Origin of the sequence: Pseudomonas sp. D1-1 (genome assembly GCF_051132225.1) — a bacterium.
Classification (GTDB): Bacteria; Pseudomonadota; Gammaproteobacteria; order Pseudomonadales; family Pseudomonadaceae; genus Aquipseudomonas.
Genome location: NZ_CP071676.1, coordinates 5,406,405 through 5,424,994, shown reverse-complemented (window position 1 = coordinate 5,424,994; position 18,590 = coordinate 5,406,405). Strand labels below are relative to the sequence as shown.

Genomic DNA, 18,590 nt, shown 5'->3' with positions numbered 1-18,590 from the left:
GGCGAGGGGATTTATCCCCGTTGGGCTGCGAAGCGGCCCTAAAGCGATCAACTCGATCAATCTGATACATCGCGTCCGCAGATTTCAGGGCCGCTTCGCGGCCCAGCGGGGATAAATCCCCTCGCCACAGGTGAACCTGCAATATTTCCTAGCCCGCCATCACTTCCCGAATATCCGCCGCCAACTCCCGCACTCGCGCTTCTTCGGTATCCCACGAGCACATGAACCGTGCGCCGCCTTTGCCGATGAAGGTGTAGAAGCGCCAGCCCCGGGCGGTCAGTGCTGCGATGGCCGGTTCCGAGAGTTGCAGGAACACGCCGTTGGCCTGGACCGGGAACATCAGTTCGACGCCAGGAATGTCGCTGACCAGTTGCGCCAGCAATTGCGCGCAACGGTTGGCGTGGCGGGCATGCTTGAGCCAGGCGTCGTTCTGCAGCAGGCCGACCCAGGGGGCGGAGAGGAAGCGCATCTTCGAGGCCAACTGGCCGGCCTGTTTGCAGCGATAGTCGAAATCTTCCGCCAGGTCGTGGTTGAAGAAGAGGATCGCTTCGCCCACCGCCATGCCGTTTTTCGTGCCGCCGAAGCACAGCACGTCGACGCCGGCCTTCCAGGTCAGGTCGGCCGGGGTGCAGCCGAGGAAGGCGCAGGCGTTGGAGAAGCGCGCGCCGTCCATGTGCAGGTTCAGCCCCAGTTCCTTGCAGGTAACGCTGATGGCGCGGATTTCTTCCGGGGTATAGACGCTGCCGACTTCCGTGGCCTGGGTCAGGGTCACCACGCGCGGCTTGGGATAATGGATGTCCTGGCGCTTGAGGGCGATCTCGCGGATCGACTCGGGGGTCAGCTTGCCGTTTTCGGTGCGCGCCACCAAGAGCTTGGAGCCGTTGGAGAAGAACTCCGGCGCGCCGCATTCGTCGGTTTCGACGTGGGCGGTTTCCGAGCAGATCACGCTGTGGTAACTCTGGCACAGCGACGACAGGGCCAGGGAGTTGGCCGCAGTGCCGTTGAACGCGAAGAACACTTCGCAGTCGGTTTCGAACAGGGCACGGAAATCATCCGCCGCGCGGTGGGTCCATTCATCGTCGCCATAGGCGCGCTGGTGGCCCTGGTTGGCTTCTTCCATGGCCGCCCAGGCTTCGGGGCAAATACCGGAATAATTGTCGCTGGCGAATTGTTGGCTCTTGTCGGTCATGGCCTTGCTCCTTGAATAGAGAGTCCTGGGTAAGAGATCCCTGGTGGAATTCCCGGGTGAGGGGTTCCATGGTTCGGCGTGTTTGGGTCCACAGCGCCGTGGTCGATAGTGGTGCGCACTTTACCCAAGATTAGCGAGGGAGCACACGGGATGTTTAGGTCAGAAAATCACAAAATCAGCGGGCCGCAGTACGCATGAGTCAGCGCGACGCTGCGCTGGACCTGCTCAAGTGGCTGGCACTGTTGTCGATGGTCCTCGATCATCTGCGATATGTCGGTTTTTCCGCCGATTGGCTCTATGTGCCGGGGCGCTTGGCGTTTCCCTGGTTCTGCCTGGCGATGGCGGCCAACCTCTCACGCAACGGCGCCAGCTCGCTTCCGTGGCGTTATCTGGGCTGGCTGTTGCTGTTCAGCGCCATCAGTGAAATCCCCTACCGCTTGTTCGTTCCCAACCCCACGACATTGAACGTGATGCCGACGCTGGTGCTGGGATTGTTGCTGGCGCGCTGTTGGCAAACCCCCACCTTGCAGGCGCGATGCCTGGCGGTGGCGGCGCTGCTGCTGGCGGCGCTGTGTTCGTCACAGTTGATGTTCGGGTTCTACGGCGTGCTGCTGCCGTTGGCGATGTTGCTGGTGCATCGCCGGCCTTGGTATTTCGCGTTGCTACCGGGAATGGTCTGCGTGGCGGCCAATCAATGGCGGGTGTTGTATGGCGCGGCATGGCTGGGCGACACGGTGGCGCTCTGGGGGCTGGTGGCTTGTCTGATCGCGCCATGGCTTGGGCTGATGCTGTTGCGCCACGCGGGCTCTTTCCGTCCACCGGCAATGCGGCGCTGGGCATACACGCTGTACCCCGCCCATTTTCTTTTGTTGCTCGCGGTTCGCAACTGGGTGGCTTGAACTGAACCTGTGGCGAGGGGATTTATCCCCGTTGGGCTGCGAAGCAGCCCCAAGGCAGCAAACTCGGTCAGCCTGACACGCCGCGCCTGCAGGTTTCAGGGCCGCTTCGCGCCCCGGCGGGGATAAATCCCCTCGCCACACTAACCGCGTCCTGTGCCATGTCGTAAACGCACCTTTGCGTGGCGTCCATAGGCATTTGACCTGCCTGCGCCGGCCATACCATCGCATCCAAAGGGCACGACCGAAACGGTCCGTGCCTCACCGAGACGAAAGGCGCACCGCCGCCGCTGGGAGAGACGCGATGTTCAGCAAGCAAGACCAGATCCAGGGTTACGACGATGCACTGCTGGCGGCGATGAATGCCGAGGAGCAACGCCAGGAAGATCACATCGAACTGATCGCGTCGGAGAACTACACCAGCAAGCGCGTGATGCAGGCCCAGGGCAGCGGCCTGACCAACAAGTACGCCGAAGGTTACCCGGGCAAGCGCTACTACGGTGGCTGCGAGCACGTCGACAAGGTCGAAGCCCTGGCCATCGAGCGCGCCAAACAACTGTTCGGCGCCGATTACGCCAACGTCCAGCCGCATTCCGGTTCGTCGGCCAACAGCGCCGTGTACCTGGCCTTGCTGCAAGCCGGCGACACCATCCTGGGCATGAGCCTGGCCCACGGCGGTCACTTGACCCACGGTGCCAAGGTGTCGTCCTCGGGCAAGCTGTACAACGCGGTGCAATACGGAATCGACACCGCTACGGGCCTGATCGACTACGACGAAGTCGAGCGCCTGGCGGTCGAGTGCAAGCCGAAGATGATCGTGGCCGGTTTTTCTGCCTATTCCAAGACCCTGGATTTCCCACGCTTTCGCCAGATCGCCGACAAGGTCGGTGCGCTGCTGTTCGTCGACATGGCCCACGTCGCCGGCCTGGTTGCCGCCGGCCTGTACCCGAACCCGCTGCCGTACGCCGACGTGGTCACCACCACTACCCACAAGACCCTGCGCGGCCCACGCGGCGGCCTGATCCTGGCCAAGGCCAACGAAGAGATCGAGAAAAAGCTCAACGCCGCCGTATTCCCCGGGGCCCAGGGCGGTCCGCTGATGCACGTCATCGCTGGCAAGGCGGTGTGCTTCAAGGAAGCGGCGGAGCCGGGCTTCAAGGCTTACCAGCAGCAAGTGATCGACAACGCCCAGGCCATGGCGGGCGTGTTCATCAAGCGCGGCTACGATGTAGTGTCCGGCGGCACCGACAACCACCTGTTCCTGGTCAGCCTGATCCGCCAGGGCCTGACCGGCAAGGACGCGGATGCCGCCCTGGGCCGCGCCCACATCACCGTGAACAAGAACGCCGTGCCGAACGACCCGCAATCGCCGTTCGTGACCTCGGGCCTGCGCATCGGTACGCCGGCGGTGACCACCCGCGGCTTCAAGGTGACCCAGTGCGTCACGCTGGCCGGCTGGATCTGCGACATCCTCGACAACCTCGGCGACGCCGATGTCGAGGCCAATGTCGCGCAGCAAGTGGCGGCCTTGTGCGCGGACTTCCCGGTTTATCGCTGAGTCGGTTTTGGAGTAATGACTATGCAACGCTATTCGGGCTTCGGCCTCTTCAAACACTCACTCAGCCATCATGAAAACTGGCAGCGGATGTGGCGCACGCCGACCCCGAAAAAGGTCTACGACGTGGTCATAGTCGGCGGCGGCGGGCATGGTCTGGCGACCGCCTACTACCTGGCCAAGGAGCACGGCATCACCAACGTGGCCGTGGTCGAGAAGGGCTGGCTGGGCGGCGGTAACACCGCGCGCAATACCACCATCGTGCGCTCCAACTACCTGTGGGACGAATCGGCTCACCTGTACGAACACGCGATGAAACTCTGGGAAGGTCTGTCCCAGGACCTGAACTACAACGTGATGTTCTCCCAGCGTGGCGTCTACAACCTGTGCCACACATTGCAGGACATCCGTGATTCCGAGCGCCGCGTCAGCGCCAACCGCCTCAACGGCGTGGACGGCGAGCTGCTCGATGCCAAGCAAGTGGCTGACGAGATTCCGTACCTGGATTGCTCGAAGAACACCCGTTATCCGGTGATGGGCGCCACCGTCCAGCGTCGCGGCGGCGTGGCCCGTCACGATGCCGTGGCCTGGGGCTTTGCCCGGGCGGCGGACGCCTTGGGCGTGGACCTGATCCAGCAGACCGAAGTGATCGGTTTCCGCAAGGAAAACGGCGTGTGCATCGGCGTGGAGACCAACAAGGGCTTCATCGGCGCCAAGCGCGTCGGCGTGGTGACCGCAGGTAATTCCGGGCACATGGCCAAGCTTGCCGGTTTCCGCCTGCCGGTCGAATCCCATCCGCTGCAAGCGCTGGTGTCCGAGCCGATCAAGCCGATTATCGACAGCGTGATCATGTCCAACGCCGTGCACGGCTACATCAGCCAGTCCGACAAGGGCGACCTGGTGATCGGCGCCGGTATCGACGGCTACAACGGCTACGGCCAGCGTGGCTCGTACCCGGTGATCGAGCACACCATCCAGGCCATCGTCGAGATGTTCCCGGTGCTCTCGCGGGTGCGCATGAACCGCCAGTGGGGCGGCATCGTCGACACCACGCCGGACGCCTGCCCGATCATCTCCAAGACGCCAGTGCCGAACATGTTCTTCAACTGCGGTTGGGGCACCGGTGGCTTTAAAGCGACACCTGGCTCGGGCAACGTATTTGCCGCGAGTTTGGCCAAGGGCGAAATGCACCCATTGGCCGCACCTTTCTCCATCGACCGTTTCCACAACGGTGCGTTGATCGATGAACACGGCGCTGCTGCGGTTGCCCACTAACAGGAGAAATCCCCATGTTGCATATCTTCTGTCCTCACTGCTTTGAGCTGCGCTCCGAAGAGGAATTCCATGCATCCGGCCAGGCGCACATCCCGCGTCCGCTGGATCCGAACGCCTGCACCGACGAGGAGTGGGGCGACTACATGTTCTTTCGCGACAACCCTCGCGGCCTGCACCACGAGTTGTGGATCCATGCCGCCGGTTGCCGCCAGTACTTCAACGCGACCCGTGACACCGTGACCTACGAGATCCTCGAAACCTACAAGATCGGTCAAAAGCCGCAATTCACCGACAAGGCTGACAGTCCGAAAGCGGCCGCGCAGGCTCTGGGAGAGAAGGTATGAGCCAGATCAATCGCCTGTCCAACGGCGGACGGATCGACCGCAACAAAGTGCTGACATTCACCTTCAACGGCCAGAGCTACAAAGGCTTCGAAGGCGATTCCCTGGCCGCTGCGCTGCTGGCCAACGGTGTCGACATCATCGGCCGCAGCTTCAAGTATTCTCGTCCGCGCGGCATCTTTGCCGCCGGTGCGGAAGAGCCGAACGCGGTGCTGCAGATCGGCGCCACCGAAGCCACGCAGATCCCGAACGTGCGCGCCACGCAACAGGCGCTGTATCAGGGCCTGGTCGCCACCAGCACCAATGGCTGGCCGAACGTCAACAACGACATGATGGGGATTCTCGGCAAGGTCGGCGGCAAGCTGATGCCGCCGGGCTTCTACTACAAAACCTTCATGTACCCGCAATCGTTCTGGATGACTTACGAGAAGTACATCCGCAAGGCCGCAGGGTTGGGTCGCTCGCCGACCGAGAACGATCCGGACACCTACGACTACATGAACCGTCACTGCGACGTGCTGATCGTCGGCGCTGGCCCTGCTGGCCTGGCCGCTGCATTGGCCGCGGCCCGCAGCGGTGCGCGAGTGATCCTGGCCGATGAGCAAGAAGAGTTCGGCGGCAGCCTGCTCGACTCCCGCGAAAGCCTGGACGGCAAGCCGGCGACCGAGTGGGTCGCGGCGGCGGTGGCTGAACTGCGCTCGATGCCCGAGGTGGTGTTGCTGCCTCGCGCCACGGTGAACGGTTACCACGACCACAACTTCCTGACCATCCACGAGCGCCTCACCGATCACCTCGGTGACCGCGCACCGATCGGCCAGGTGCGCCAGCGCATCAACCGGGTACGCGCCAAGCGCGTGGTGCTGGCGACTGGTGCTTGCGAACGCCCGCTGGTCTACGGCAACAACGATGTGCCGGGCAACATGCTGGCGGGTGCGGTTTCTACCTACATCCGCCGCTACGGCGTGGCACCGGGCAAGAAACTGCTGCTGAGCACCAACAACGACCACGCCTATCGCGTCGCCCTGGACTGGTTCGACGCCGGCCTGCAAGTGGTGGCCGTCGCCGATGCCCGCAGCAACCCGCGTGGTGCGCTGGTGGAAGAAGCCCGCGCCAAAGGCATCCGCATCCTCACCGGCAGCGCCGTGATCGAAGCCCGTGGCAGCAAGCGCGTCACCGGTGCACGTGTCGCCGCGATCGACGTCCGCGCCCACAAGGTCACCAGCCCTGGCGAATGGCTGGACTGCGACCTGGTGGCCAGTTCCGGCGGCTACAGCCCGGTGGTCCACCTGGCTTCGCACTTGGGCGGCAAGCCGATCTGGCGTGAAGACATCCTCGGTTTCGTGCCGGGCGAAGCGCCGCAGAAACGCGTGTGCGTCGGCGGTGTGAATGGCGTCTACGGGCTCGGCGATTCCTTGGCCGACGGTTTTGAAGGCGGCGTGCGCGCGGCCAGCGAAGCCGGCTTCAAGGCTGTGGAGGGCGTGTTGCCCAAGGCCCTGAGCCGTCATGAAGAACCGACCCTGGCGTTGTTCCAGGTGCCGCATGAAAAAACCACCGCACGTGCGCCGAAGCAATTCGTCGACCTGCAGAACGACGTCACCGCCGCCGCCATCGAACTCGCCACCCGCGAAGGCTTCGAGTCGGTGGAACACGTCAAGCGCTACACCGCACTGGGCTTCGGCACCGACCAGGGCAAGCTGGGCAACGTCAACGGCCTGGCCATCGCGGCCCGTTCGCTGAACGTGAGCATCCCGCAGATGGGCACCACCATGTTCCGTCCGAACTACACGCCGGTGACTTTCGGCGCGGTGGCCGGTCGGCACTGCGGGCACATCTTCGAACCGGTGCGCTTCACCGCGCTGCATGCCTGGCATGTGAAAAACGGCGCCGAGTTCGAGGACGTCGGCCAGTGGAAACGTCCCTGGTACTTCCCGAAGAACGGCGAAGACCTGCATGCCGCGGTCAAGCGCGAATGCAAGGCCGTGCGCGACAGCGTCGGCCTGCTGGACGCCTCGACCCTGGGCAAGATCGACATCCAGGGCCCGGATGCCCGTGAGTTCCTCAACCGCATCTACACCAATGCCTGGACCAAGCTCGACGTGGGCAAGGCCCGCTACGGCCTGATGTGCAAGGAAGACGGCATGGTCTTCGACGACGGCGTGACTGCCTGTCTGGCCGACAACCACTTCCTGATGACCACCACCACTGGCGGTGCGGCCCGTGTACTGCAATGGCTGGAGATCTACCAGCAGACCGAATGGCCGGATCTGAAGGTGTATTTCACCTCGGTTACCGACCACTGGGCGACCATGACCCTGTCGGGGCCCAACAGCCGCAAGCTGCTGAGCGAAGTCACCGACATCGACCTGGACAAGGACGGCTTCCCGTTCATGACCTGGAAGGAAGGCCTGGTAGGCGGCGTGCCGGCGCGGGTGTTCCGCATCTCGTTCACCGGTGAGCTGTCGTACGAAATCAACGTGCAGGCCGACTACGCCATGGGCGTGCTCGAACAGATCGTCGAGGCCGGCAAGAAGTACAACCTGACCCCGTATGGCACCGAGACCATGCACGTGTTGCGGGCCGAGAAGGGCTTCATCATCGTCGGCCAGGACACTGACGGCTCGATGACCCCGGACGACCTGAACATGGGCTGGTGCGTCGGCCGGACCAAGCCGTTCTCGTGGATCGGCTGGCGTGGGATGAATCGCGAAGATTGCGTGCGTGAAGAGCGCAAGCAACTGGTGGGTCTCAAGCCGATCGACCCGAATGTCTGGCTGCCGGAAGGCGCGCAGCTGGTGTTCAACCCCAAGCAGGCGATCCCGATGTCGATGGTCGGCCACGTGACCTCCAGCTATGCGCATAACTCCCTGGGCTATTCGTTTGCGATGGGCGTGGTCAAGGGCGGCTTGAAGCGCCTCGGCGAGCGAGTCTTCGCCCCGCTGGCGGATGGTCGGGTGATCGAGGCAGAGATCGTTTCTTCGGTGTTCTTCGATCCGAAGGGGGATCGGCAGAACGTTTAATGGCTTGAGGTCCTGTGGGAGAACGGCGATACCGCGTCAGCTTCATCGCGAGCAAGCTCGCTCCCACAGTTGATCGCGTAACCCTGTGGGAGCGAGCTTGCTCGCGATGACGGCCTGACAGCCACCACAGGGTTTGACCCAACAGCATTCAGACAGGTGCTCCATATGACCGCAGTCAACGTGTACCAACAACGCCCCACCACCGGGGCCAAGGCCGAGTCATCGCTGCACCATGCCGACCTCGCCAGCCTGGCGGGCAAGGGCCGCAAGAACGCCGGCGTGACCGTGCGCGAGAAAAAACTCCTCGGCCACCTGACCATTCGTGGCAATGGCCACGATCCTGCGTTCGCCGCGGGCGTGCACAAGGCCCTGGGCCTGGAGTTGCCGGGTGCGCTGGCTGTCATCGTCAAGGGCGAAACCAGCCTGCAATGGCTGGGGCCGGATGAATGGCTGCTGGTGGTGCCTTCTGGCGAAGAGTTCGTCGCCGAGCAGAAACTGCGCGAAGCCCTGGGCGACCTGCACATCCAGATCGTCAACGTCAGCGGCGGCCAGCAAATCCTCGAACTGTCCGGCCCGAACGTGCGCGACGTGCTGATGAAATCCACCAGCTACGATGTACACCCAAGCAACTTTCCGGTGGGCAAGGCCGTGGGCACGGTGTTCGCCAAGTCGCAACTGGTGATCCGCCACACCGCTGAAGACACCTGGGAACTGGTGATCCGCCGCAGCTTTTCCGATTACTGGTGGCTGTGGTTGCAGGATGCGGCGGCTGAGTATGGGTTGAGCGTGCAGGCGTAAGGACTAAAGCCGACACGGCTTTTTTGTGGCGAGGGGATTTATCCCCGCTGGGCTGCGCGGCAGCCCCAAAAGCTTGATGTCATCAACCTGACACTCTGAAGTTGCAGGTCTAGGGGCTGCTTCGCAGCCCAGCGGGGATGAATCCCCTCGCCACAGGGTTCTGTGCTTAGCGGGGGATTTGTCCATAACAAACAGGAGTCACCGCAATGAGCCGCGCCCCAGATACATGGATACTGACCGCCGACTGCCCCAGCGTGCTCGGCACGGTGGATGCGGTGACCCGCTTTCTGTTCGAGCAGGGCTGCTACGTCACCGAGCACCATTCCTTCGACGACCGGCTCTCGGCGCGCTTCTTCATTCGCGTGGAGTTTCGCCAGCCTGACGGTTTCGACGAGCAGAGCTTCCGCGCCGGCCTGGCCGAGCGGGCGCAAGCCTTCGGCATGGTCTTCGAACTGACGCCGCCCAACTACCGGCCGAAAGTGGTGATCATGGTCTCCAAGGCCGATCACTGCCTCAACGACTTGCTCTACCGCCAACGCATCGGCCAGTTGTCGATGGACGTGGTGGCCGTGGTCTCCAATCACCCAGACCTCAAGCCGCTCGCCGACTGGCACCAGATTCCCTACTACCATTTCCCCCTGGATCCGAACGACAAGCCGGCCCAGGAGCGGCAGGTGTGGCAGGTGATCGAGGAGACCGGCGCCGAGCTGGTGATTCTTGCCCGCTACATGCAAGTGCTGTCGCCGGAACTGTGCCGCAAGCTCGACGGCAAGGCCATCAACATCCATCACTCATTGCTGCCGGGCTTCAAGGGCGCCAAGCCGTATCACCAGGCCTATAACAAAGGCGTGAAATTGGTGGGCGCCACGGCGCATTACATCAACAACGACCTGGACGAAGGTCCGATCATCGCCCAGGGCGTGGAAGTGGTGGACCACAGCCACTATCCCGAAGACCTGATCGCCAAGGGACGCGACATTGAAGGGCTCACCTTGGCCCGCGCGGTGGGGTACCACATTGAGCGAAGGGTGTTCCTGAACGCCAATCGCACGGTCGTTCTCTAGACCGTCATCGCGAGCAAGCTCGCTCCCACAGGATTTGTGCCGGTATACAAATTTAGTTACACCCAAAATCCTTGTGGGAGCGAGCTTGCTCGCGATGAGGCCCTCACAGACAACAGAAGAAACAAGACACAAGCACTAACCCGAGCAATCAACGCGCTGCCTGCCTGGGCAACGCAGTTCCATAAAAACAACAGCGAGGTGAAAGCATGTCTGGTAATCGTGGTGTCGTGTATCTCGGCAACGGCAAGGTCGAAGTACAGAAAATCGACTATCCCAAAATGCAGGACCCGCGTGGCAGGAAGATCGAGCACGGCGTCATCCTGCGCGTAGTCTCCACCAACATCTGCGGCTCCGACCAACACATGGTGCGCGGCCGTACCACTGCCCAGACCGGCCTGGTCCTGGGTCACGAGATCACCGGTGAAGTGATCGAAAAGGGCAGCGACGTCGAAAACCTGAAAATTGGTGATCTGGTTTCGGTGCCATTCAACGTTGCGTGCGGGCGCTGCCGTTCCTGCAAGGAGCAACACACCGGTGTCTGCCTGACGGTCAACCCGGCCCGTGCCGGCGGTGCCTACGGTTATGTCGACATGGGCGACTGGACCGGCGGCCAGGCTGAATACGTGCTGGTGCCGTACGCCGACTTCAACCTGCTGAAACTGCCGGACCGCGACAAGGCCATGGAGAAAATCCGCGACCTGACCTGCCTGTCCGACATCCTGCCGACCGGCTACCACGGCGCAGTTACCGCTGGTGTCGGCCCTGGCAGCACCGTCTACATTGCCGGCGCCGGCCCGGTTGGCCTCGCGGCTGCCGCCTCCGCCCGCTTGCTGGGTGCTGCGGTAGTGATCATCGGCGACGTCAACTCCATCCGCCTGGCTCACGCCAAGGCCCAAGGCTTTGAAATCGTCGACCTGTCTACAGACACCCCACTGCACGAGCAAATCGCCGCGCTGCTGGGCGAACCAGAAGTGGACTGCGCAGTCGATTGCGTGGGCTTCGAAGCCCGCGGCCACGGCCATGACGGCGTCAAGCACGAAGCCCCGGCCACTGTGCTCAACTCATTGATGGGCGTGGTCCGCGTGGCCGGCAAGATCGGTATTCCCGGCCTCTATGTCACCGAAGACCCGGGCGCAGTTGATGCCGCCGCAAAAATGGGCAGCCTGAGCATTCGCTTCGGCCTGGGCTGGGCCAAATCCCACAGCTTCCACACCGGCCAGACCCCGGTGATGAAGTACAACCGCCAGCTGATGCAGGCGATCATGTGGGACCGCATCAATATTGCTGAAATCGTTGGCGTGCAGGTCATCAGCCTGGATGACGCGCCGAAGGGTTATGGCGAGTTCGATGCCGGTGTGCCGAAGAAGTTTGTGATTGATCCGCATAAGTTGTTCAGTGCGGCGTAAGTTGGTTTGAAGAAAAGGGCGACTTGATGTCGCCCTTTTTATTTGCTGACGGTGGAAAGCATGCAGCATCACCGTCTTTCTTTCTGATCTTTCCTCTTAACTTGGCAGGTAGTTCGACTTCATTACCCACGCAAAAAATCCCGGTGCGTGTCCAGTTTTGTCTGTCCTGTTTAGCGGGTCCCGGCGCAATACGCGTAGACGTTCAACCCCCCGCCCCAAACGGACTCAAACTGTCCGGACTATTGAACCGCATCAACACCGGATTGAACGCCCGATAACCATTGCCCAGCAGATAGTGTCCGGTCACCGGATCCGCTCGTTCGCCGTTGAAGCCGAGCAGGCTTGGAGGGCCAACTTCCTGAGGACGATGGCCATGGCCGTGTAGGCAAGGCGCTGAGGTTGTGCTGCATCGAACGTTTGTAAAACCGAACGCTGATGATCGGTGGCGAGCAAGGTGGTTGTGCTGATTTCATTTTTCCGCTGCTGCTGGGCCAGCAACTGATCGTCGTGCTGCACGACCGAATGTTGGACCGGCCCCTGAATCTCGGTGCTCAGCCGGTCTTTCAGGTAGAAGCGTCGGATGCCGACCTGGTCCGCTACCATGCAGTCGGCCAAGCGGTCCAGCGGATCGTAGTGGTAGTGGCAGAGTAGCGGGCCCTGATTCTTCGGCATGGAGTCGACCATTAGGTGAGATGAGCGAAGCAAACAATCAATCGCTAACCTTTCGCGTTCACCAGCACCACATCGCTGCAACTGAAGAATGTCTCGCGGGCAGGGTCTTCATGGCGTTGCCACATAATGAAGATCACTGACTTGCTGTCCGTGACATAGCCTGCTGGTAATTGAACGTCCAGGTAATAGGTGCCCGGTCCTTTCGTGTCCGGGGCAAGTCTCACCTTGACGTCAGGAGACTGCTTCAGCGCGGCCCAGTTGAGGTTGTCCGGGTCGGTCAGGTAAACCTTGAATTCGCTGGGATCATGCATCTGGCTGGCCACATAAGTGAGCTGCACGCGGCCGTCCTTCACGTCCAGATCAGTGGTGTGCCAGGCAGCGCTTTTGAGGTTGATACTGTCGAAGCGATCCTGACCGGCGGAACAGAGTTTCCCATCGGGAGCGACGTCTTCCGGCTTGGTGCCTTCGGGGATGTTTTGCGAGTAGGCGTTCCAGTCGTTGAACAGACGGGCGCGTTCCCAGTCGGCGTCGCCTGCCGCTGTAAAGGCTGCCCGGCACGCAGCGTTCTTGATGTTTGCGCTGCCATTGTTGAAGTCCTGCTGATCCCAGCAATAGTACTGGCGAGACGGCGGCATCTGCGAGGTACCGTGTTTTATCTCTGGGCTCTTGGACGGGGTTTTGACATCAGTGCAACTGATCAAACCGATGCTGGACAGAAGAATGCAGCTCAGGGCTAGGCTGGAATATTTCATTGTAAATTCCTTTTTCTAGAGAAAATTCCTTTATTTCGAACACGACGTCCGGGCTGTTTTCAGCGCAAAGGAACGGTATCTGCCAAGGTCTTTACCTTCGACGATCCGAGCTTAGGACCGGGTTGAACTGCTGCCTACTGTCAGAGTTGACAGTACTGCATCAAAAAAACCGGAGCATGCGGCATGGCCGCGTTCAGGGTTGGCTCGTTATGGCCTCGCCGACCCGCTGGCAAAATTGCGAATAGAACGCCTGCGCGTTCATGCCACGGCAATCGTCCTTGATCTGCGCCAGGGCGGCCGGACTGAATGACAGGCTGCGCGGCATGCTGGCGAAGTTGAAGTAGCCATCCTGTTGGGTCTTGATGGCATCGAACCCCGGCATGTCATACATCAGTTCGACGTCATCATCGGCAAGCATTCGCGCTTTCACGGTCACTTGGGTATACACCTTTCCTCCTGGCGCGCCATTCAGCGCCGCCAGGCCGTGGCCGACGACGCGCAGCATGTCCGGCGCCCAATCCTCGCCCGCCTCGATGGGCGTGGCGGGGCGGTAGAAAACGCTCAGGGCCTGCTGGTCTCGCGTGACCTGCGTCAGGGCTGGATCATAACGCTTGATGCGGTGCTCGATGGTCAGCCAGGTCTTTTGCGCTTCGCTGACGTCGTCGGCAAGTTCCGGGTTCAACGGGCCGCGCTGGCACTCGCTGACGCCGAAGGCGATGAGCATGCCCGTCAGAATGACCGCGAGGGCGCCTCCACCGATTTGTACGTTCATGGCGTTACTCTGCTGAAAGAAGGCTGCACTGTATTCGATGGCAGGCTATTGCTGCACGCGGCAAGCGCGGTGTTGAACAAACCCCGGCTATCCCAGTCCAACGCTCGACTTTGCGCCGCCCCTTTCCGGGCGGCTTTTTCATGTTCCAGAGGATGTCCCGATGAAGGTTTCACGCGGTTTTGCACTGTCTTGCCTGCTCTCGTTGGCAGCCGGCCCGGCCTTCGCACAGTTCAGCCTCGCTGATGCGACAAGCGTGATCTCGGCCATTCAGGGCAACCAGCAGGAGGGGGCGGTAGCGGCTGCGCCGAAAGCCGCCGGGTTGCTCAATACCCTCGGCTCGGAACTCCAGATCACGCCGGAGCAAGCCGTGGGCGGTGCCGGGGCGATGCTCGGACTGGCCAGGAACCAGCTCGGCGAGGCGCAGTTCGCCGAGCTGAGCAAAAGTGTGCCGGGGCTCGATCAGATCGCCGGGAACAGTGCCATCGGTGGCCTTAACGGCCTGGGTGGCTTGCTGGGCGGCGGGTCGGACAAAAACGCCTTGCTCGACGGCTTGCTCGGTAACGTCAAGGACACCGGCGACCTGAACAATGCCTTCAGCGCGCTGGGCATGGACAGCGGCATGATCGGCCAGTTTGCCCCGATCATCTTGCAGTACCTCGGCCAACAGGGCGTCGCCAGTTCGCTGTTGCAGAACCTGGGCGGTATCTGGGGCGCCGGCGCCGGTATCTGATCAGGCGCTCTCGTTGCGCAGCTGAGCAATGCGCTGGTCCTTTTCATGCCAGAGCTGGTTGACCCAGTCCTGCACATGCTGGCGAAACACTGGGTCGTTTTCGTAATCGCCTTGCCACAGCGCCGGGTCCAGTTCGCGGGTCTGGATGTCGACGATGACCCTGGGCACCGCGCCGCTGATCAAGTCCCAGAACCCGGGGATGCGCTGCTGCGGATAAACCACCGTCACGTCGAGGATCGCATCCAGCTGCTCGCCCATCGCCGCCAGCACAAACGCCACGCCACCGGCCTTGGGCTTGAGCAGATGACTGAAGGGCGATTGCTGCTGTTGGCTTTTGGCGGCGGTGAAGCGCGTGCCTTCGAGATAATTCACCACGGTGACTGGCTGACGCTTGAACAGCTCGCAGGCGGCCTTGGTGATTTCCAGATCCTTGCCGGCCAGCTCCGGATTCTTTGCCAGGAACGCCTTGGTGTAGCGCTTCATGAAAGGGTAATCCAATGCCCACCACGCCAGCCCCAGGAACGGCACCCAGATCAGCTCTTTCTTGAGAAAGAATTTGAAGAACGGCGTGCGTCGGTTGAGGGTCTGGACCAGGGCGGGGATATCCACCCATGACTGGTGATTGCTGATCACCAGGTACGAGGTGTCGCTGCGCAGGCCTTCACCGCCGCGAATGTCCCAGCGGGTGGGGATGCACCAGGCAAATATCAGCTTGTCGATCTCGGCCCAGGTCTCGGCAATCCACATCACCGCCCACGAGGCGTAATCGCGGAGACGCCCGGGCAGGACCAGCTTGAGCAATGCAAACACCATCAGCGGCCCGAACAGCACCAGGGTATTGAGCAATAGCAGCAGGGTGACGAAACAGCCGGTGAGCAGGCGGCGCATAGATGACTCTTGCAAACGGGTTGGGCGGGCCATGATAAGCAGCTTCGAGCGGCAGGCCAAATCGGCCTGGACGAAAGTTTCACTTGGGCTTGGCTAAACTGGGTCGGCTTTTTGTGGCGAGGGGATTTATCCCCGCTGGGCGCGAAGCGCCCCCTGAGAGCTTACATCTCGGTGTACCAGATAGTTCGGGTTGGCTGTTTTTGGGGCTGCTTCGCAACCCAACGGGGATAAATCCCCTCGCCACAATGGAGTGCTTTGCTGGGTTTTGTCTCAACCCTTGGTCTCGAAGGCAACCGAACGAATTCATCGGCCACGGTCTAAAATCCCACTCCCACAACGGAAGCCCCTTACATGAAATCCGTTTTAGCCCTGCTTTCCCTGGTGGCCCTCCCCGTGCTTGCCGCCGAACCGACCCTCTATGGGCGCTACGAATACATCGCGCTGCCGGAAATCGGTGGCGAAGTGCTCAAGGCCAAGATGGACACCGGCGCATTGACCGCCTCGCTGTCGGCCAAGGACATCGAGACGTTCACCCGTGACGGCGATGACTGGGTACGTTTCCGCCTGGCGACCAAGGACGCGAGCAACAAGATCTACGAACACAAGATCGCCCGCATCAGCAAGATCAAGACCCGTTCCGAAGAGGACGAGGACGACGACGAAAAGGTCGCCCCCAGCAAGCGTCCGGTGGTGGAACTGGAAATGTGCCTGGGTAACGTCAAGCGCACTGTCGAGGTCAACCTGACCGACCGCAGCAGTTTCAACTACCCGCTGCTGATCGGTGCCAAGGCCTTGCGTGAGTTCGACGCGGCGGTGAACCCGGCGCGGCGGTTTACGGTGGATAAACCGGACTGTTGATTTCCCCGATTGACGTGCCCCGAGGCTTGGGGCACCGTTCCGGCAACTTTACTGTCGGGCCCGGTCGCCATGCCTCATATTCTGATTGTCGAAGACGAAGCCGCCATCGCTGATACGCTGGTGTTTGCGCTGCAGGGCGAGGGCTTTGACACCACTTGGTTGAGCCTGGGAGCCGCGGCCCTGGAGCATCAGCAGAAGACTCCGGCGGACCTGATTATTCTCGACGTGGGCCTGCCGGATATCAGCGGTTTCGAGACGTGCAAGAATCTCAGACGTTTCAGCGACGTTCCGGTAATTTTTCTTACGGCTCGGGATGGCGAGATCGACCGGGTGGTTGGCCTGGAGATTGGCGCTGATGATTACGTGGTCAAGCCCTTCAGCCCCCGCGAAGTTGCCGCCAGGGTTCGCGCGATTCTCAAGCGCGTGGCGCCGCGGCCTTTCGCGGAAGCGGGTTCGGCGTTGTTCCAAGTGGACAGCGAGCGCGTGCAGATCAGCTATCGCGGCAAGCCGTTGAACCTCACTCGTCATGAGTTTCGCCTGTTGAACTGCCTGCTGGAGCAGCCTGAGCGGGTCTTCAGTCGCGAGCAATTGCTCGATGCCCTGGGCGTGGCCAGCGATGCCGGCTACGAGCGCAGCATCGACAGCCACATCAAGAGCCTGCGCGCCAAGTTGCGCCTGGTCCGGGCCGAGGCCGAACCGATCCAGACCCACCGGGGCCTTGGCTACAGCTACAGCCCGGGCCACAGCTGATGTCGCTGGGTATCCGGATTTTCCTGGCCTACGTGCTGTTCATCGGCCTGGCCGGGTATTTCGTGCTTAACACGGTGATGGAAGAGATCCGTCCCGGTGTGCGCCAGTCCACCGAGGAAACCCTGGTGGACACGGCCAACCTGATGGCCGAAATCCTGCGGGACGATTTCAAGGCCGGGACGCTCAGCCAGAACCGCTGGCCGCAATTGCTCAGGTCCTATGGCGAACGCCAGCCGGCGGCGACGATCTGGGGATTGCCAAAAAACCAGGTCAACCATCGCATCTACGTCACCGATGCCAATGGCATCGTCGTGCTCGATTCCAGTGGCGTGGCGGTGGGCCAGGATTATTCGCGGTGGAACGACGTCTACCTGACCCTGCGCGGCCATTACGGCGCTCGTTCGACCCGCAACGATCCGAGCGACCCGGCATCTTCGGTGATGCATGTCGGGGCCCCGATCCGGGACAACGGAAGGATCATCGGCGTGGTCACGGTGGCCAAGCCCAACAGCTCGTTGCAACCTTACATCGACCGCACGGAGCGGCGCCTGCTGGCGTACGGTGCCGGGTTGATCGGCCTGGGCCTGTTGCTGGGCGCCTTGCTGTCCTGGTGGCTCAGCGCGGCTTTGCGTCGGTTGACTCGTTATGCCCAGGCGGTCAGCCAGGGGCGGCGGGTGGAAGTGCCGCATTATCGCGGCGGCGAATTCGAGCAACTGGCGGGCGCCGTCGAACACATGCGCACCCAGCTCGAAGGCAAGGCCTACGTCGAGCGTTATGTGCACACCTTGACTCATGAACTGAAGAGTCCGCTGGCCGCGATTCGCGGCGCCGCCGAGCTGCTGCAGAGCGACATGCCCGCCGCCCAGCACCAGCGCTTTGTCAGCAACATCGACAGCGAAAGCGTGCGCATGCAGCAATTGATCGAGCGCCTGCTCAACCTGGCCCAGGTCGAGCAGCGCCAGGGGTTGGAGGATATTGTCGCGGTGCCGTTGGCGGCGTTGGTCGATGAATTGCTGGAGGCTCGCGGCGGCTGGATCGAAAGCCGTCAATTGCGCATAGAGCGATACATCGCCGCTGATCTGACGCTGACCGGGGAGGCCTTCCTGTTGCGCCAGGCCCTGGGCAACTTGCTGGAAAATGCCTTGGACTTCACCCCTGTCGAAGGCTTGTTGCGCATCAGAGCCGAGCGCCTGGGCAGCCGCGTCGAGATCCGTCTTTTCAACCAGGCCGAGCCGATTCCCGACTACGCACTACCGCGCCTGAGCGAGCGGTTCTATTCCTTGCCGCGCCCTGGCACCGGGCGCAAGAGCACAGGCCTGGGGCTCAACTTTGTCGAGGAAGTGGTGCAGTTGCATGGGGGGGAATTTGGCATCGGTAATGTCGAGGGTGGGGTGGAAGTGGTGCTGCGGTTGCCCTGACACCACAAAATCCATCTGAAAAAGCAGGCACTTGTGGGAGCGAGCTTGCTCGCGAAGACAGTGGCACATCCAACATCGTCGCCCAGACAGTCCGCTATCGCGAGCAGGCTCGCTCCCACAGTTCAGTTGCCGTCGGGCCTGTCTCCACACAATCTCCACATTCCCCTCATAAACCGCCCACACAGCCGCGCCAGACTCTCCCTCATTCG

Annotated in this window: 16 protein-coding genes and 1 pseudogene; 12 read left to right on the top strand and 5 right to left on the bottom strand. The window is 61.8% G+C overall.

Annotated features, from left to right (window positions below):
- Nucleotides 1-148: 148 nt before the first annotated feature.
- Complete coding sequence (locus tag J3P86_RS24520; RefSeq protein ID WP_434699031.1) at nucleotides 149-1,189, bottom strand: threonine aldolase family protein; 1,041 nt, start codon at nucleotides 1,187-1,189, stop codon at nucleotides 149-151.
- Between the two features lie 194 nt (nucleotides 1,190-1,383).
- Between J3P86_RS24520 and J3P86_RS24515 the strand changes: the two genes are divergently transcribed.
- From J3P86_RS24515 to fdhA, 8 genes are all read left to right on the top strand, one after another.
- Nucleotides 1,384-2,088, top strand: coding sequence for a TraX family protein (locus J3P86_RS24515; RefSeq protein ID WP_434699030.1), 705 nt, complete (start codon nucleotides 1,384-1,386; stop codon nucleotides 2,086-2,088).
- Between the two features lie 301 nt (nucleotides 2,089-2,389).
- A complete protein-coding gene (glyA, locus tag J3P86_RS24510; protein WP_434699029.1) occupies nucleotides 2,390-3,643 on the top strand; it encodes a serine hydroxymethyltransferase in 1,254 nt (417 codons plus the stop codon).
- A 21-nt stretch (nucleotides 3,644-3,664) separates the two neighbouring features.
- On the top strand, nucleotides 3,665-4,915 hold the full coding sequence (locus J3P86_RS24505) for a sarcosine oxidase subunit beta (protein WP_305498311.1): 1,251 nt from the start codon (nucleotides 3,665-3,667) through the stop codon (nucleotides 4,913-4,915).
- A 14-nt stretch (nucleotides 4,916-4,929) separates the two neighbouring features.
- Nucleotides 4,930-5,259: a sarcosine oxidase subunit delta gene (locus J3P86_RS24500; protein WP_434602065.1), complete on the top strand. Its 330-nt coding sequence runs from the start codon at nucleotides 4,930-4,932 to the stop codon at nucleotides 5,257-5,259.
- A complete protein-coding gene (locus J3P86_RS24495; protein WP_434699028.1) occupies nucleotides 5,256-8,273 on the top strand; it encodes a sarcosine oxidase subunit alpha in 3,018 nt (1,005 codons plus the stop codon). Before J3P86_RS24500 ends, J3P86_RS24495 begins: the two co-directional genes overlap by 4 nt.
- 165 nt (nucleotides 8,274-8,438) lie before the next feature.
- Complete coding sequence (locus J3P86_RS24490) at nucleotides 8,439-9,071, top strand: sarcosine oxidase subunit gamma (RefSeq protein ID WP_434699027.1); 633 nt, start codon at nucleotides 8,439-8,441, stop codon at nucleotides 9,069-9,071.
- A 206-nt stretch (nucleotides 9,072-9,277) separates the two neighbouring features.
- A complete protein-coding gene (gene purU, locus J3P86_RS24485; RefSeq protein WP_434571318.1) occupies nucleotides 9,278-10,135 on the top strand; it encodes a formyltetrahydrofolate deformylase in 858 nt (285 codons plus the stop codon).
- A gap of 206 nt (nucleotides 10,136-10,341) precedes the next feature.
- A complete protein-coding gene (gene fdhA / locus J3P86_RS24480) occupies nucleotides 10,342-11,541 on the top strand; it encodes a formaldehyde dehydrogenase, glutathione-independent (protein WP_003177608.1) in 1,200 nt (399 codons plus the stop codon).
- A 126-nt stretch (nucleotides 11,542-11,667) separates the two neighbouring features.
- On the opposite strand, the pseudogene J3P86_RS24475 reads toward fdhA, so the two are convergent.
- From J3P86_RS24475 to J3P86_RS24465, 3 genes and pseudogenes are all read right to left on the bottom strand, one after another.
- A pseudogene (locus J3P86_RS24475) lies at nucleotides 11,668-12,213 on the bottom strand (RHS repeat-associated core domain-containing protein); the annotation flags it as partial.
- 44 nt (nucleotides 12,214-12,257) lie between these two features.
- A complete protein-coding gene (locus J3P86_RS24470) occupies nucleotides 12,258-12,965 on the bottom strand; it encodes a lytic polysaccharide monooxygenase auxiliary activity family 9 protein (protein WP_434699026.1) in 708 nt (235 codons plus the stop codon).
- Nucleotides 12,966-13,158: 193 nt separating this feature from the next.
- Complete coding sequence (locus tag J3P86_RS24465; RefSeq protein WP_434699025.1) at nucleotides 13,159-13,737, bottom strand: hypothetical protein; 579 nt, start codon at nucleotides 13,735-13,737, stop codon at nucleotides 13,159-13,161.
- A 160-nt stretch (nucleotides 13,738-13,897) separates the two neighbouring features.
- Here J3P86_RS24465 and J3P86_RS24460 point away from each other — a divergent pair, with 160 nt between their 5' ends.
- On the top strand, nucleotides 13,898-14,467 hold the full coding sequence (locus tag J3P86_RS24460) for a DUF2780 domain-containing protein (RefSeq protein ID WP_434699024.1): 570 nt from the start codon (nucleotides 13,898-13,900) through the stop codon (nucleotides 14,465-14,467).
- Here J3P86_RS24460 and J3P86_RS24455 read toward each other — a convergent pair whose 3' ends face one another.
- On the bottom strand, nucleotides 14,468-15,355 hold the full coding sequence (locus J3P86_RS24455; RefSeq protein ID WP_434699023.1) for an acyltransferase: 888 nt from the start codon (nucleotides 15,353-15,355) through the stop codon (nucleotides 14,468-14,470).
- A 351-nt stretch (nucleotides 15,356-15,706) separates the two neighbouring features.
- Here J3P86_RS24455 and J3P86_RS24450 point away from each other — a divergent pair, with 351 nt between their 5' ends.
- From J3P86_RS24450 to creC, 3 genes are all read left to right on the top strand, one after another.
- A complete protein-coding gene (locus tag J3P86_RS24450; protein WP_434627595.1) occupies nucleotides 15,707-16,213 on the top strand; it encodes an ATP-dependent zinc protease family protein in 507 nt (168 codons plus the stop codon).
- A gap of 69 nt (nucleotides 16,214-16,282) precedes the next feature.
- Nucleotides 16,283-16,963, top strand: coding sequence for a two-component system response regulator CreB (gene creB / locus J3P86_RS24445; protein WP_305498327.1), 681 nt, complete (start codon nucleotides 16,283-16,285; stop codon nucleotides 16,961-16,963).
- The gene (gene creC / locus J3P86_RS24440) at nucleotides 16,963-18,381 is read left to right on the top strand and encodes a two-component system sensor histidine kinase CreC (protein ID WP_434699022.1); all 1,419 of its coding nucleotides are present in this window, start codon (nucleotides 16,963-16,965) and stop codon (nucleotides 18,379-18,381) included. Before creB ends, creC begins: the two co-directional genes overlap by 1 nt.
- Nucleotides 18,382-18,590 lie beyond the last annotated feature (209 nt).

Excerpts from the sequence above, each read along its gene's own strand:
- J3P86_RS24515 (WP_434699030.1), top strand. The coding sequence starts at position 1,384 with ATGAGTCAGCGCGACGCTGCGCTGGACCTGCTCAAGTGGCTGGCACTG.
- J3P86_RS24495 (WP_434699028.1), top strand. The coding sequence starts at position 5,256 with ATGAGCCAGATCAATCGCCTGTCCAACGGCGGACGGATCGACCGCAAC.
- J3P86_RS24465 (WP_434699025.1), bottom strand. The coding sequence starts at position 13,737 with ATGAACGTACAAATCGGTGGAGGCGCCCTCGCGGTCATTCTGACGGGC.
- J3P86_RS24520 (WP_434699031.1), bottom strand. The coding sequence starts at position 1,189 with ATGACCGACAAGAGCCAACAATTCGCCAGCGACAATTATTCCGGTATT.
- J3P86_RS24490 (WP_434699027.1), top strand. The coding sequence starts at position 8,439 with ATGACCGCAGTCAACGTGTACCAACAACGCCCCACCACCGGGGCCAAG.
- glyA (WP_434699029.1), top strand. The coding sequence starts at position 2,390 with ATGTTCAGCAAGCAAGACCAGATCCAGGGTTACGACGATGCACTGCTG.
- J3P86_RS24470 (WP_434699026.1), bottom strand. The coding sequence starts at position 12,965 with ATGAAATATTCCAGCCTAGCCCTGAGCTGCATTCTTCTGTCCAGCATC.
- J3P86_RS24450 (WP_434627595.1), top strand. The coding sequence starts at position 15,707 with ATGAAATCCGTTTTAGCCCTGCTTTCCCTGGTGGCCCTCCCCGTGCTT.
- fdhA (WP_003177608.1), top strand. The coding sequence starts at position 10,342 with ATGTCTGGTAATCGTGGTGTCGTGTATCTCGGCAACGGCAAGGTCGAA.
- creC (WP_434699022.1), top strand. The coding sequence starts at position 16,963 with ATGTCGCTGGGTATCCGGATTTTCCTGGCCTACGTGCTGTTCATCGGC.
- J3P86_RS24455 (WP_434699023.1), bottom strand. The coding sequence starts at position 15,355 with ATGCGCCGCCTGCTCACCGGCTGTTTCGTCACCCTGCTGCTATTGCTC.
- creB (WP_305498327.1), top strand. The coding sequence starts at position 16,283 with ATGCCTCATATTCTGATTGTCGAAGACGAAGCCGCCATCGCTGATACG.
- J3P86_RS24505 (WP_305498311.1), top strand. The coding sequence starts at position 3,665 with ATGCAACGCTATTCGGGCTTCGGCCTCTTCAAACACTCACTCAGCCAT.
- J3P86_RS24500 (WP_434602065.1), top strand. The coding sequence starts at position 4,930 with ATGTTGCATATCTTCTGTCCTCACTGCTTTGAGCTGCGCTCCGAAGAG.
- purU (WP_434571318.1), top strand. The coding sequence starts at position 9,278 with ATGAGCCGCGCCCCAGATACATGGATACTGACCGCCGACTGCCCCAGC.
- J3P86_RS24460 (WP_434699024.1), top strand. The coding sequence starts at position 13,898 with ATGAAGGTTTCACGCGGTTTTGCACTGTCTTGCCTGCTCTCGTTGGCA.